The sequence below is a fragment of the Pseudoclavibacter sp. 8L genome, assembly GCF_902506465.1.
In the GTDB taxonomy this organism is placed as follows: Bacteria; Actinomycetota; Actinomycetes; order Actinomycetales; family Microbacteriaceae; genus Pseudoclavibacter.
Genome location: NZ_LR733186.1, coordinates 1,863,872 through 1,876,645, shown reverse-complemented (window position 1 = coordinate 1,876,645; position 12,774 = coordinate 1,863,872). Strand labels below are relative to the sequence as shown.

The 12,774-nt window shown below is 67.9% G+C and carries 10 protein-coding genes and 1 rRNA gene; all 11 read right to left on the bottom strand.

Annotated features, from left to right (window positions below):
- Positions 1–11: 11 nt before the first annotated feature.
- The 11 genes from GV007_RS15490 to GV007_RS15440 all read right to left on the bottom strand — a co-directional run bounded on the left by GV007_RS15490 (position 12) and on the right by GV007_RS15440 (position 12,616).
- Positions 12–656 carry an NUDIX domain-containing protein gene (locus GV007_RS15490; RefSeq protein ID WP_104242279.1) on the bottom strand — a complete coding sequence of 215 codons (645 nt, stop codon included), beginning with the start codon at positions 654–656 and terminating at the stop codon, positions 12–14.
- Positions 653–2,374, bottom strand: a complete 1,722-nt coding sequence (locus GV007_RS15485) for a CTP synthase (protein ID WP_236558536.1) — start codon at positions 2,372–2,374, stop codon at positions 653–655. The genes GV007_RS15490 and GV007_RS15485 overlap by 4 nt, the downstream gene beginning before the upstream one ends.
- Before the next feature lie 11 nt (positions 2,375–2,385).
- Positions 2,386–4,134 carry a DNA repair protein RecN gene (recN, locus tag GV007_RS15480; RefSeq protein WP_160073960.1) on the bottom strand — a complete coding sequence of 583 codons (1,749 nt, stop codon included), beginning with the start codon at positions 4,132–4,134 and terminating at the stop codon, positions 2,386–2,388.
- Positions 4,131–5,054, bottom strand: a complete 924-nt coding sequence (locus tag GV007_RS15475) for an NAD kinase (protein ID WP_104242281.1) — start codon at positions 5,052–5,054, stop codon at positions 4,131–4,133. The genes recN and GV007_RS15475 overlap by 4 nt, the downstream gene beginning before the upstream one ends.
- Entirely contained in the window at positions 5,051–5,932 is an 882-nt protein-coding gene (locus tag GV007_RS15470) for a TlyA family RNA methyltransferase (protein ID WP_236558535.1), read from the bottom strand. The genes GV007_RS15475 and GV007_RS15470 overlap by 4 nt, the downstream gene beginning before the upstream one ends.
- The gene (locus GV007_RS15465; protein WP_160073958.1) at positions 5,929–6,099 is read right to left on the bottom strand and encodes a hypothetical protein; all 171 of its coding nucleotides are present in this window, start codon (positions 6,097–6,099) and stop codon (positions 5,929–5,931) included. Before GV007_RS15465 ends, GV007_RS15470 begins: the two co-directional genes overlap by 4 nt.
- Positions 6,096–7,133: an HAD-IIA family hydrolase gene (locus tag GV007_RS15460; RefSeq protein WP_160073956.1), complete on the bottom strand. Its 1,038-nt coding sequence runs from the start codon at positions 7,131–7,133 to the stop codon at positions 6,096–6,098. Before GV007_RS15460 ends, GV007_RS15465 begins: the two co-directional genes overlap by 4 nt.
- A gap of 156 nt (positions 7,134–7,289) precedes the next feature.
- Complete coding sequence (locus tag GV007_RS19110) at positions 7,290–10,331, bottom strand: hypothetical protein (RefSeq protein ID WP_201297721.1); 3,042 nt, start codon at positions 10,329–10,331, stop codon at positions 7,290–7,292.
- A gap of 249 nt (positions 10,332–10,580) precedes the next feature.
- Positions 10,581–10,697, bottom strand: a 5S ribosomal RNA gene (rrf, locus tag GV007_RS15450).
- Positions 10,698–10,756: 59 nt separating this feature from the next.
- Complete coding sequence (locus GV007_RS15445; RefSeq protein WP_160073954.1) at positions 10,757–10,939, bottom strand: hypothetical protein; 183 nt, start codon at positions 10,937–10,939, stop codon at positions 10,757–10,759.
- 834 nt (positions 10,940–11,773) lie between these two features.
- The gene (locus GV007_RS15440; RefSeq protein ID WP_160073952.1) at positions 11,774–12,616 is read right to left on the bottom strand and encodes a CPBP family intramembrane glutamic endopeptidase; all 843 of its coding nucleotides are present in this window, start codon (positions 12,614–12,616) and stop codon (positions 11,774–11,776) included.
- Positions 12,617–12,774 lie beyond the last annotated feature (158 nt).

Genomic DNA, 12,774 nt, shown 5'->3' with positions numbered 1-12,774 from the left:
GGGCTGGCCGACTACTCTGGGCGCCCCGGCGAGCGGGTCGGCCAGGCCGCGTCCGCGGGTCGGAGCGTCGAGAAGGAGCGTTCCTTCGCGAGGTGGAGCGCCATGACGCCCGAGACGACGAACGGGTTCTGCACGGAGCCGTCGAGGACGGCCTCGAGCGCGTCGGGAAGCGCAACCCAGCGCTGCTCGAGCTCGGCCTCCTCGCCGGTGCGATCGAACGCCTCCGGAGTGGCCGAGAGACCGCGGGCGAGGTAGACCCGCACGTTCTCGCTGCTGCCCCCCGGCGAGGTGTACTGGTCGAGCAGCACATCCCAGCGGTCCGCGAGCAGGTCGACCTCCTCGCCGAGCTCGCGCTTCGCGGCGTCGAGCGGGTCCTCGCCGGGCGCGTCGAGGAGCCCTGCCGGCAACTCCCAGTCGCGCCGCCCGACCGGGTGACGATACTGGCGGATGAAGAGGATGCGGTCGGCGTCATCGAGCACGAGCACTGCAACCGCTCCCGTGTGCGACATGAACTCCCGCGTCAGCACCTCTCCGCCGAAACGGAACCGCTCGCGGACGATGTCCCAGACGGCGCCGCGGAAGACGACGCTCGACTCGAGCACCGTGTCTTCCGCGACCGCGTCGGCGAAGGGCCCCGATTCAGCGGACGAGGTCACTGCTGGACCTGGTCCACGTCCTGCACGCTCTCCTCGACGTCGACGAGGCGACCGGAGCGCTGACGCTCGAGGCCGGCGGCGACGAGGCCGGAGAACAGCGGGTGCGCGTTGTTGGGGCGCGACTTGAGCTCGGGGTGCGCCTGCGTGGCCACGTAGAACGGGTGCACCTCGCGCGGCAGCTCGACGTACTCGACGAGGGTGCCGTCCGGCGAGAGTCCCGAGAAGTGGAGGCCCGCATCCGAGATCTGATCGCGGTACGCGTTGTTCACCTCGTAGCGGTGACGGTGGCGCTCCTCGACGAGGGTCGAGCCGTAGAGCTCGGCGATGATGGAGCCCTCATCGAGGGCTGCCGGGTAGGACCCGAGGCGCATCGTGCCGCCGAGGTCGCCGGTCTCGATGATGTCGACCTGCTCGGCCATGGTCGCGATGACGGGGTTCGGCGTCTCCGGGTCGAACTCGGACGAGCTCGCGTCGCTGATGCCGACGACGTTGCGTGCGTACTCGATGACCATGCACTGCATGCCGAGGCACAGCCCGAGCGTGGGGATGCGGTTGTCGCGAGCGAAGCGCAGGGCGCCGAGCTTGCCCTCGATGCCGCGGATGCCGAAGCCGCCTGGCACGCAGATCGCGTCGACGTCGCTCAGCTGTGCTGCGGAGCCCTCTGCCGTCTCGCACTCGTCGGATGGGATCCAGCGCAGCTTGACGCGCGTCTGGTTCGCGAAGCCGCCGGCCCGCAGCGCCTCGGTCACGGACAGGTAGGCGTCGGGGAGGTCGATGTACTTGCCGACCAGGCCGACCGTGATCTGATGCTTGGGCTGGTGGACGACCTCGAGCAGGCGCTCCCAGGCGCTCCACTCGATGGGCTCGGCGGGGAGTTTGAGCTGCTCGATGATGTACTCGTCGAGTCCCTGATCGCGCAGGACGCGCGGGATGTCGTAGATCGACGGCAGGTCGATGGTATTCACGACCGCGCGCTCCGGCACATCGCACATGAGGGCGATCTTGCGCTTGTTGCTCTCGGTCACCGGGCGGTCGCTGCGCAGCACGAGCGCGTCCGGCTGGATACCCGCGGAGCGGAGAGCCGCGACCGAGTGCTGGGTCGGCTTGGTCTTCTGCTCGCCTGAGGCCCCCATGAACGGGACGAGCGAGACGTGCACGAAGAACACGTTGTCGCGTCCGAGCTCATGGCGCAGCTGGCGGGCCGACTCGATGAATGGCTGCGACTCGATGTCGCCGATCGTGCCGCCGACCTCGGTGATGATGACGTCGGGGCGAGGCTCCTCGCTGGCCTGGAGGCGCATGCGTCGCTTGATCTCGTCGGTGATGTGCGGGATCACCTGGACCGTGTCGCCCAGGTACTCGCCGCGGCGCTCCTTGGCGATGACGCTCGAGTAGATCTGCCCGGTCGTGACGTTGGCCGACTGCGCGAGGTCGACGTCGAGGAAGCGCTCGTAGTGGCCGATGTCGAGGTCGGTCTCAGCCCCGTCGTTGGTGACGAACACCTCGCCGTGCTGGAACGGGTTCATGGTGCCCGGGTCGACGTTGAGGTACGGGTCGAGCTTCTGCATGACGACGCGCAGGCCTCGGGCCCTGAGGAGGTTGCCCAAGCTGGCAGCGGTCAAGCCCTTGCCGAGAGAGGAGACCACGCCCCCGGTCACATAGATCTGCTTGACAACGGCCTGGTCGTTTCCCGCAACTGGGATATCTGCGCTAGTCACGGAATTCCATGTTAGCCGACGGACCGCGATCCGTCTGCGCCTGACGCTGTGCGATTCGCCGCGGCGAGCTCGAGCAGCTCCTCTGCGTGGGCGTTCCCGGTCTCGCTGGAGGAGAGTCCCGACAGGAGCCTGGCGATCTCCTGCGTCCGGTCTGCGCCGCTGATCCGGCGGATGCTGGAGGTCGTGAACTGTCCGTCGCTCGACTTCTCGATGCTGATGTGGTTGTCCGAGAACGCCGCGACCTGCGCCAGGTGCGTGACGACGATGACCTGAGCGTTCGCGGAGAGCCGCTGCAGGCGGCGCCCGATCTCGATGGCCGCGGACCCGCCGACGCCGGCGTCGACCTCGTCGAACACGAGGGTCGGCACTGAGCTCACGTCCGCCAGCACGACTTCGAGCGCGAGCATGACGCGAGAGAGCTCGCCGCCGGACGCGCCCTTGCCGAGCGGGGCCGGCTCGGTTCCTGGATGCGGACGGAGCATGAACGCGACCCGGTCGCCGCCGTGGGCCGCGATTTCGTCGAGCGGGGTGATCGCCACGGTCAGCTGGGCTGCCGGCATGGCCAGCGCGTGGAGCTCCTCCGTGACGCGCGCCTCGAGCACCGCAGCCGTCGCGGTCCGCAGTTCCGTGAGGCGCGCAGCCGCGGCGGCGAGCGCCTCCTCCGCCTCGGCGATCTGGGTCTCGAGCTGCTGGATGCGCGTCGAGTCGTTCTCGAGTTCCAGCAGCTTCATGCCCGCTTGGGAGCCGAGCTCGATCACGTCGTCCAGCGTCGGTCCGTAGGTTCGTGTGAGGCTCGTGAGCAGCGTGAGCCGCTCGTTGAGCTCCGCCAGTTCACCGCTTCCCTCGGCTTCGAGTCCGTCGAGGTAGCTGGCGAGGCGCAGGCCGAGCTCGTCGATCGCGAACGAGATGTCAGCCGCCGCCTGTCCGAGCTCGCCCAATGCGGGGTCGCTTGCTGTCGCGCTGTCGATGAGGGCTCGCACCTGCGAGACCAGCTCGGTGGAGCTCGCGCCGCCCTGTCCGCCGAAGCCTGCGGAGCTGTCACCGGCGAGGAGCTCGTGCGCCTGGCCGACGTCGCGCCGGAGCGCCTCGAGGTTGGAGAGCCGCTCGATGCGGGCGAGAAGTGTCACGTCCTCCCCCGCTTGCGGCTCGGCCGGCTCGATGTCGGCGAGGGCTCGGCGCAGTCGGGCGGCTTCGAGCTCGCGCTCGGCCTCAGCATCGCTCAGCGTCTGCAGCTCGGCGCGCAGCTCCCCCCGGCGAACATGCGCCTCGCGAACCACGGTGCGCGCGCTGCGCAGCTCGGCGCCACCGAACGCATCCAGCGCGGCACGCTGCGCACCCTCGCTGCGAAGCCGCCACTGGTCGCTCTGCCCGTGCACCACGACAAGGCGCTCTCCGAGGTCGGCGAGGATCGAGGCTGGCACCCCGCGCCCGCCGAGCCAGGCTCGGCTCCGCCCCTCGGCACTCACCTGGCGGGCCACGAGGAGCTCGTCGTTCTCGTCGAGCTCTGCGCCCGCGTCTGCCGCGAGGCGCGCTGCAGCGCTGTCGGCGTTGAGCTGCCAGCGCCCTTCCACGACTGCCTTGCTCGCGCCCGATCGCACCGCGTCCGCGGAGGCGCGCCCGCCGCGGAGCAGGCCCAGCGCTGTGACGATCATGGTCTTGCCTGCGCCGGTCTCCCCCGTGATCGCGGTGAAGCCGGGGCCGAGGGGAAGCTCGGCGCGTTCGATGACGCCGAGGCCGGAGATGTCGATGTCAAGAATCATGCGCGTGCGGGTCCTCGCCATCCTGAAGTCGGGAGTTGGAATTTTTCGACAAGTCGTTTGCTGAACGGCGCACTGTGGAGTCGCGCCAGCCGGATCGGGGCGCCTCCGCGCGTTGCCGTCACGCGGGAGCCCGCCGTGAGGTCGTAGGTGCGTCGCCCGTCGCACCACAGCACACCCGGCGTGCCGGTGCGGGGAATGATCTCCACGGCGAGCGTCGAGCTCGGTCCAACGACGATGGGCCTCGCGAAGAGGGCGTGCGCGCTGATCGGCACGAGCAGCAGCGCCTCGACTGTCGGCCACACGATGGGACCGCCCGCGGAGAACGAGTAGGCGGTGGAGCCAGTCGGAGTCGAGAAGATCGCGCCGTCTGCGCCGAAGCTGAGCAGCGGCTGCCCGTCGACCTCGAGAACCAGCTCGAGCATCCGCTCACGGCTGGCCTTCTCGATGGATGCCTCGTTGAGGGCCCAGGTCTCGTAGACGGTCTGGCCGCCGAGCGTGACCCGGACGTCGAGCGTCATCCGCTCCTCGACCTCGTAGTCGCGATCGAGGGCTCGTCCGACGGCGTCCGCGAGCGAGTCTCGCTCACTCTCGGCGAGGAAGCCGACGTGACCGAGGTTGACCCCCAGAATCGGGACCCCGGCATCGCGCACCAGTTCAGCGGCACGCAGGATGGTGCCGTCGCCCCCGAGCACGATCGCGATCTCGACTTCGTCGGCCGCGAGCTGATCGCCGAGCGCCATGGTCGTCCGGGGCACCCGGTTCCTGTCGAGGCGCAGCAGCTCGCGGTGCGTCGAAGGCTCGAGCACGGGAACGACACCGGCATCGTCGAGCAGCTGCAGCACCGTCATGGCCGCCTCGATGGCGTCTTCGCGTGCGACGTGGCTGACGACGAGGATCCGCCGCTTCGAGTTCCCGCTCATCGATCTGCCTCCAAGTCCTCCGCTTCGACGATGGCTCGCCGCAGAGTGTCGAGTCTGTCAGCATCCGCTGGACTCGAGCCTCTCGACGTGCGGAAGACAGCGACGAATTCTGAGTTCCCGTGCGTTCCCACGATGGGAGACGGCCGCAGGGAGACGAGTTCGAGCCCGCAACTGGCGGCTTCTAAGAGCACCCGCTCGAGCGCGGGCGCGACCAGCTTGCGGTCGTGGACGATGCCGCCCTTGACGCCCGTACGCCCGACCTCGAACTGCGGCTTGATGAGCAGCACGGCGTCGACGGTCCCGGGCGCCATCGCCAGGATGGGGGCGATCACCTTGGTCAGGGAGATGAATGAGAGATCGCCGACGACGAGGTCGATATCGGCGGAGCGCACGGGCGATTCCGCCGCCGCGAGCAGTTCGTTGAGCTGCTCGGCGTCGACGAACCGGGCGTTGACGCCTTCCAGGTTCGACACGCGAGGATCATCGCGCACCGAGGGCGCCAGCTGGTCGTGCCCGACGTCGAGTGCCACGACGTGACGTGCGCCGCGAGAGAGCAGCACCTGCGTGAAGCCGCCGGTGGATGCGCCCACGTCGAGCGCCACTCGACCAGTGGGGTCGAGCGTCGGTACCGCGTCGAGACCTGCGACGAGCTTGTGCGCAGCGCGTGAGACGAAGTCATCTCCCCCAGCGATCGTCAGCTCGTCGTGGTCGGCGACGCGAAGGCCCGTCTTGCTCGCCTGCACACCGTTCACGGAGACCAGGCCGGCCTCGATGAGACGCGCTGCGGCCGTGCGGCTGCGCGCGAGCCCACGCTGGGTGAGCTCGGTGTCGAGGCGCTTGAGCGGGCCGCCCTCGGGGCTCGTGATCGGACCGTTCACGCGCTGTCCCCGTCGAAGAGCTGCACGGGAGTGCTCTCCAGGAGCTCCCCCAGCTGCTGGTGCAGCTGCGAGAACTCTGCCGCACGCTCCGAGACGGGCAGGGACGCGATGCGATCGAGCTCGGGGGCGAGCTCCGCGTCGCCGCTCCCGCCTGCGTCGACGCTCACGACGCGAGTTCCAAGTACAGCACCTCCGGCACCCGGAGCGCGTAGATGAGCTTCTCTGAAGCCGCGATCGCCGCGCACCCAGCACGGAGGAGGTTGATGGGCGAGGATCCGGCGCGGTCGACGATGACGTCGATGCCACGCACCGTGACCTGCGCGTCTCCGACGCGCGCAACGGCCACTTCGGCCTGTGGACGCTCGCTGACGACCTTCGGGTACGGCTGCGAGAGCTCGCGAAGGTCGCTCAAGATGAAGTCGGGACGCTGACCGGGGGGCGCTGCAATGAGCTGCTTGGGACGGTCGACGCCCGTGAGCACGAACGCCGAGGCCATGCCGGCGTTCGAGGCCCCCTTGATGTCGGTGTCGAGTCGGTCGCCGATGAACAGCGCCTGCTTCGCGTCGAAGCGGCGCACCGCCTCATCGAAGATCGCCTTCTCCGGCTTCCCGGCGACGAGCGGCAGCTTCTGCACCGCCGTATGCACGGCCGACACCAGCGTTCCGTTGCCCGGGGCGATGCCACGAGCGACAGGGATCGTCCAATCCTGATTCGTCGCGACCCACGGGATGTCCCGTGCGAGCGCGAACGAGGCCTCCGCGAGGTGCTCCCAGCCGACGTGCGGCGCGAAGCCCTGGATGACCGCGTCAGGTTCGTCGTCCGCGGATCGCGTCACGCGGAATCCGCCCTTCGCGAGCTCGTCGATGAGACCGTCCCCACCGACGACGAGCACAAGCGCGCCGGGGGCCACCTGGTCAGCGAGGAGACGCACCGCCGCCTGCGGACTCGTCACGACGTCCTCTGCCGTGAGTGTGAGCCCCAGCTCGCGCAGATGCTGCGCGACCTGCTCGTCGGTCCGCGAGGCATTGTTCGTGATGTACCCAGAACGGAGACCGGCCGGCGCAAGCGCGTTCAGGCTCTCCACCGCGTACGGCACCGGGTTCGGTCCGCGGTAGACGACGCCATCCAAGTCCGCCAGCACCACGTCCACGCCGTCGAGCGGGGAAGGCCCGGTTCCGGTGCTCTTCTTGAACAAAGCCATCAGGATCTCTCGTCTCTCTCAGCTCGTCGGCTTCGGCAGCCTGACTCTGGGGATCTTGCCGTCGACCCAGGCAGGATCGACGCGATTGGCGCGCTGCAAGCGCTGCGGGCGGTCGCGGAGCGGAGCGGCGGAGTGATTCCGCCGCCCCGCGTCCGATCACAGGTCGAAGAGGGGCTCGGGCTCGTCGCCCTTGCGCTTCTTCTCCTCGTCTTCGTTGTCGTCGTTCTCGTCGTCACTGTTCTCATCGTCGCTAACATCAGCCGCCGATGCATCATCGGCAGGCGCGGTGTCAGCGTCTGACTCCGATGCGACCTCAGCTTCAGCAGGCGCCGGGACGACGTCGAGCTCGACGTCGACGGCGACAGGCGCGCTCTCGTGCTCGTCGATCTCGTGCTCGCCGGTCTCGAGATCCTGGTCATCCTCGGCAGCGGCGACGATCTCGTCAGCCTCTTCCTCGATTTCCTTCACCTCGTCGGCAGTCTCCGCCTCGGCGACGATCTCGTCAGCCTCTTCCTGAACCCCATCCAGCGCCTCGGCTTCAGCGACGATCTCGTCCGCCTCTTCCTCGACCTCGGCGACCAGTTCGTCGTCGAGCACGGCAGCGGCTTCGTCGATGACGTCGGCCTCAGCCTCAGCCTCAGGTGCGGGCTCAGCTGCGACCGTGTCACCGGCCGCCGCGAGCAACTCATCCACCTCGGCTTCGAGGTCGTCCTCGTCACGCGAGTACTCCGCGGCCTCAGAGGATTCGCCATCGGCGACGATTCCCGAGCCTTCGACAGCGCTCGTCGGGCCTTCGCCCACGATCTCGTCCTCGGCTCCGATCCCGTCCTCGTCGACCTGGTCCTCCTCAAGTGGGGGGAACTCGCCTTCGGTGACAACTTCGATCGTCTCGTGCTCGTCGTGCTTGACGGCGTCGAGAGCGTCCTGTGCCCTGGTGGCGAGGGCCGTCCACCGCTCCGCTTCTGCGCTGCGCTCGAGTTCCTCGAGCACCGTCGCGTAGGCGGCGAACAAGGCCGGGCTGTACGAGTAGGCACGCTTCGGGTCGAGCTGGGGGATCTCGAGTTCGGCAAGCGCGAGCTCGGCGGCGCCCTGATCGAGACGCGCACCTGACATGGCGATAGCGACCTGTACCAGCTCGGCCGGGCCGAGACCCGTGCGATCGGCGGCGCGACCGAGCTCGAGGGCCCGGTCCGGGCGGCCGAGGCCGCGCTCGCTGTCGATCATGAGCGCCAGCTGGTCTTCCTTGCCGCTGATGCGACGGTAGGTGCGCAGCTCGCGAAGCGCCAACGCGTAGTCGCCGATCGTGTACGCCGTGATGGCGAGGGTCTCGCGCACCATGGCGATACGTCCGCCGCGGCGCGCCGCCGAGACGGCGTGCTGATGGGCGAGCTCGGGATCACTGTCGATGAGGACCGATGCCATCACGAGGTGCCTGGCGACGAATTCCTGGTTGGTCGCCTCGAGCGTCTTCAGCTCGTTGCGGGCACCCTTCGGGAGATCGGACTCGCTGACCTCGTCGGGAACGATCGGGTCGATGTGTTCTGCCCGAACGGGGCGGAGCTCACGCGCGAGCAGCTCCTCCTCGGTCAGCTCCGGACGCTCAGGCGCCGGACGTCCGCGCCCACCCGAGAAGCCACGATCGTCGCGTCCGCCACGGCTGTCGCCACGGGGACCGGATGAGCGTCGCTCGCCGTCACGGGGAGGGTACGACTTGCGCTCACCGTCACGGGGAGGGTACGACTTCCGCTCACCGTCACGTGGAGGGTACGACTTCCGCTCACCGTCACGTGGAGGGTACGACTTCCGCTCACCGTCACGGGGAGGGTACGACTTCCGCTCACCGTCACGTGGTGGGTACGACTTGCGCTCGCCACGGTTGTCGTCGCGGGGCGCGTAGGACTTCCGCTCACCACGGTTGTCATCGCGGGGCGCGTACGACTTGCGCTCGCCACGGTTGTCGTCACGAGGAGCGTACGACTTCCGCTCACCGTCACGGGGCGGGTACGACTTCCGCTCACCGTCACGGGGCGCGTAGGACTTCCGCTCACCACGGCTGTCGTCACGAGGAGCGTACGACTTCCGCTCACCATCACGGGGAGGGTACGACTTGCGCTCGCCACGGTTGTCGTCACGAGGAGCGTAGGACTTCCGCTCACCACGGCTGTCGTCACGAGGAGCGTAGGACTTCCGCTCACCATCACGGGGCGGGAACGACTTGCGCTCGCCGTCACGGGGTGGGTACGACTTCCGCTCGCCACGGCTGTCGTCACGAGGAGCGTAGGACTTCCGCTCACCACGGCTGTCATCGCGCGGAGCGTACGACTTCCGCTCACCATCACGGGGCGGGAACGACTTGCGCTCGCCGCGGTCGTCGCGGGAGTTGAAGGGACGACGCTCACCATCACGAGGCGGGTAGGACTTCCGCTCACCGCGATTGTCATCGCGGGGTGCGAAGGACTTCCGCTCGCCGTCGCGGGGAGGGTACGACTTGCGCTCGCCGCGGTCATCGCGGGAGTTGAAGGGACGACGCTCACCATCACGAGGCGGGTACGACTTGCGCTCGCCACGGTTGTCGTCACGAGGGGCGTAGGACTTCCGCTCACCATCGCGGGGAGGGTAGGACTTGCGCTCACCACGGTTGTCGCCGCGGTCATCGCGGGAGTTGAAGGAACGACGCTCACCGTCACGCGGTGGGTACGACTTACGCTCACCATCACGTGGCGCGTAGGATTTCCGCTCGCCATCGCGGGGCGGGTACGACTTGCGCTCGCCACGGTTGTCGTCACGAGGGGCGTAGGACTTCCGCTCACCATCGCGGGGAGGGTAGGACTTGCGCTCACCACGGTTGTCGCCGCGGTCATCGCGGGATTTGAAGGAACGACGCTCACCATCGCGGGGCGGGTACGACTTGCGCTCGCCACGGCTGTCATCACGAGGCGCGTACGACTTCCGCTCACCATCGCGGGGCGGGTACGACTTGCGCTCGCCACGCTGGCCGTCGTCACGGTTGTTGTAGCTGCGTCGCTCTCCCTGGTTGCGGTCGCCGCTGCCTGTGTAGGGCTTGCGGTCGCCGAACTGCTTGCGGTCGCCGCCGCGGGAGTTCGCATCCCGTCGCCCATCCTGGCCGCTGCGTTCCTGGCGGTTGCCGGATCCGCGTTCGTTGCTCGGGTTTCGCCGCTCGTTGTCGTTTGCGTCCATGAATAGCTCCTCGGGATGCGCTGTCGAATTGTTGTCGTGCTTGTATGAATGCGCCTCACCTTGGACGCTTGCGTCGCCACCCAGCCTACGTCACAGCACTCCGGAGCTCAGGGACGTGCCCTGTGCTGCCGCCGGGGTACTTCGGCGCTGCGTTGTGTTGTCGCGGTTGGTGGCGAATGAAAAAAAGCCGGGGTTGGTCATCGAGGAGCATCTCTGCTCACTCAACAACCAACCCCGGCTTATGAAGAAGTCCGGCGGTGACCTACTCTCCCACAGGGTCCCCCCTGCAGTACCATCGGCGCTGAGAGTCTTAGCTTCCGGGTTCGGAATGTAACCGGGCGTTTCCCTCTCGCTATGACCGCCGAAACACTATGGATAACCAATCATGTTCCGAACCACACACCACANGCCCCCGCGCCCGCCGATCACTGCCCGGCGTTTCGCCCTCCGGCTCGCTGCAGTGCCTCCGTGCGCGCCAGATCCCTTCGCGCTGAGGCCGCGCCCTTGAAATGCCCCTCACCCTCGAACTCGATGGCGATCTTCTCGCGCACGTAGGCGAGATCGATGCGCGCTTTTCCGTGTCCGGGCACGGAGAGACTGCGCTGCATGACAGGTTCGGAGAACCCTGCGCCGATGATGAGCAGCCTGAGCTGCGTTTCCTTCGGAGACTCCGATCCTGACCTCGAGAGCTCAAGCGCGGAGCGGAGAGTCGTCGCCCCGGGGCGAGCTGGCTTCGACCCGGGTAGTGCTCGAACGACGTGCGGAGTGCATCCGCGAACACCACCGCCTGCGTGAGGGTGAGGCGCGCGGCAAGCTGCGCCAGGAGGGCCGCGGGCGCGAGGGTCGGGATGCCCAACAGGCCTGCCAGCACGAACCGCTTGGAATCCAGGCGATATCCGCGAATCAGCTTCCCGGTCGGCGGATGTGCGGGCTGCTCGACTGCGACGTGGGTGATCATCTCGACCTCGAGCTTCCAGGGCAGCGGAAGCCCCCAACAACGAGCGCCCGAGGCTTCAGCAAGCACTTGCCCGGGCCCGAGGCGCGCTCGAACGAGGCTCAGATCGAGGTCACGTGGCGCGACGCTCCGAGCAGATACCCGGATGCCGTGGTGCGTGGCGACGAGGTCGCTGGCTTCGAGCCGCTTCCTCGGCACATTGAGCGCCATCGCGGCTGATACGGAGAACCCCTCATCACTCGTGAGGTCATCAGGCAACGGGCGCGGCAGCGGCATGCCGTGAAGGTAGACGCGCACGACACTCCGACCGTCGCCTCGATCTCCGGCTATGCACGAGCTGCTCGCCACAGCCCCGCCGCCTCCAGAGTCGGTGGAGACGCCCACGCCGCACACTGCCCGGCGATCGCTGCCCGGCGTTTGTCCCTCTGACGACACCTACAGGGGGCGAAACGCCGGGCAGCGATGACGGGGACGAGGCAGAGGGCAGCTAGTACAGGAAGATCGGGAGCCAGGCGGGGTGATGGGCGTGGACGATGACGAGGAACACGACGAGGTCGAAGAGCAGGTGCACGCAGATGACGTACGTGAGCGACTTCGTCTTCGTGAAGATCCAGCCCTGGATGAGCGCGAACGGGAGTGTCAGGAGCGGCCCCCACGACTGGTAGCCGAGCTCCCACAGGAACGACACGAACACGATCGACTGCAGGGCGTTGGCGACCCAGAACGGGAAGTGGCGGAGCAGGAGCGTGAAGACCGTGCAGATGAAGAAGAGCTCGTCCCAGATGCCGACGAACCCGACGCCGACGAAGAGGCGCCCGATTTCGGATGCCGTCGTGACGGCTGGCCAGTTCTGGTAGACGCCCGAGGTGATGAAGTAGAACGGCAGGATGAGCCAGCCCAGAACCAGCACGAGGCCGAGCCAGATCTTCTCGGGTCGCGACCACGGTGTCCCTCGACGCAGCGGGAACCGCACGGCGTGGTCCTTGTAGACCCATCTGGAGATCGCATACGGCACGGCGACGGCGAGCGACAGCACGGTGCCCATGACGAAGATGTTGCCCCACGAGATGTCGGCCTTCATCGAGTGGAGGCTGATGATGCCCATACCGATTCCGATGAGCAGGAGGTCTCGTCCCAGGCTCCGATCGGCGACGAACGCGAGGGCCACTCCTGCGACGAGCGGGAGGTAGCCGAGGTTGCTCTCCAGGGCGAAGAGGACGGTTGCGCTGCACACCACCAGCAGGGCGGCGACGAGGTTCAGGAGTCGGGTGCGCGGGGGCGCTTGCTCGGGGGTGCCAGTGACGGGCGGATCCTGCGCTCGTTCGCTCATTTGCCTATCCTCCCAGGCCAACTTGGGCGGATGATTGGCCCGAATGCACTCAACGATGTAACGCTCCGGTAACTATCCCGGTTCACGCTGCGATCCGCATGAGCGTAGGCGAGACGCCAGGTTGCCACCCGGCGAATGCAGCGACTTTGGCGGAAAAT

Excerpts from the sequence above, each read along its gene's own strand:
- recN (WP_160073960.1), bottom strand. The coding sequence starts at position 4,134 with ATGATTCTTGACATCGACATCTCCGGCCTCGGCGTCATCGAACGCGCC.
- GV007_RS15475 (WP_104242281.1), bottom strand. The coding sequence starts at position 5,054 with ATGAGCGGGAACTCGAAGCGGCGGATCCTCGTCGTCAGCCACGTCGCA.
- GV007_RS15460 (WP_160073956.1), bottom strand. The coding sequence starts at position 7,133 with ATGGCTTTGTTCAAGAAGAGCACCGGAACCGGGCCTTCCCCGCTCGAC.
- GV007_RS19110 (WP_201297721.1), bottom strand. The coding sequence starts at position 10,331 with ATGGACGCAAACGACAACGAGCGGCGAAACCCGAGCAACGAACGCGGA.
- GV007_RS15445 (WP_160073954.1), bottom strand. The coding sequence starts at position 10,939 with ATGCAGCGCAGTCTCTCCGTGCCCGGACACGGAAAAGCGCGCATCGAT.
- GV007_RS15440 (WP_160073952.1), bottom strand. The coding sequence starts at position 12,616 with ATGAGCGAACGAGCGCAGGATCCGCCCGTCACTGGCACCCCCGAGCAA.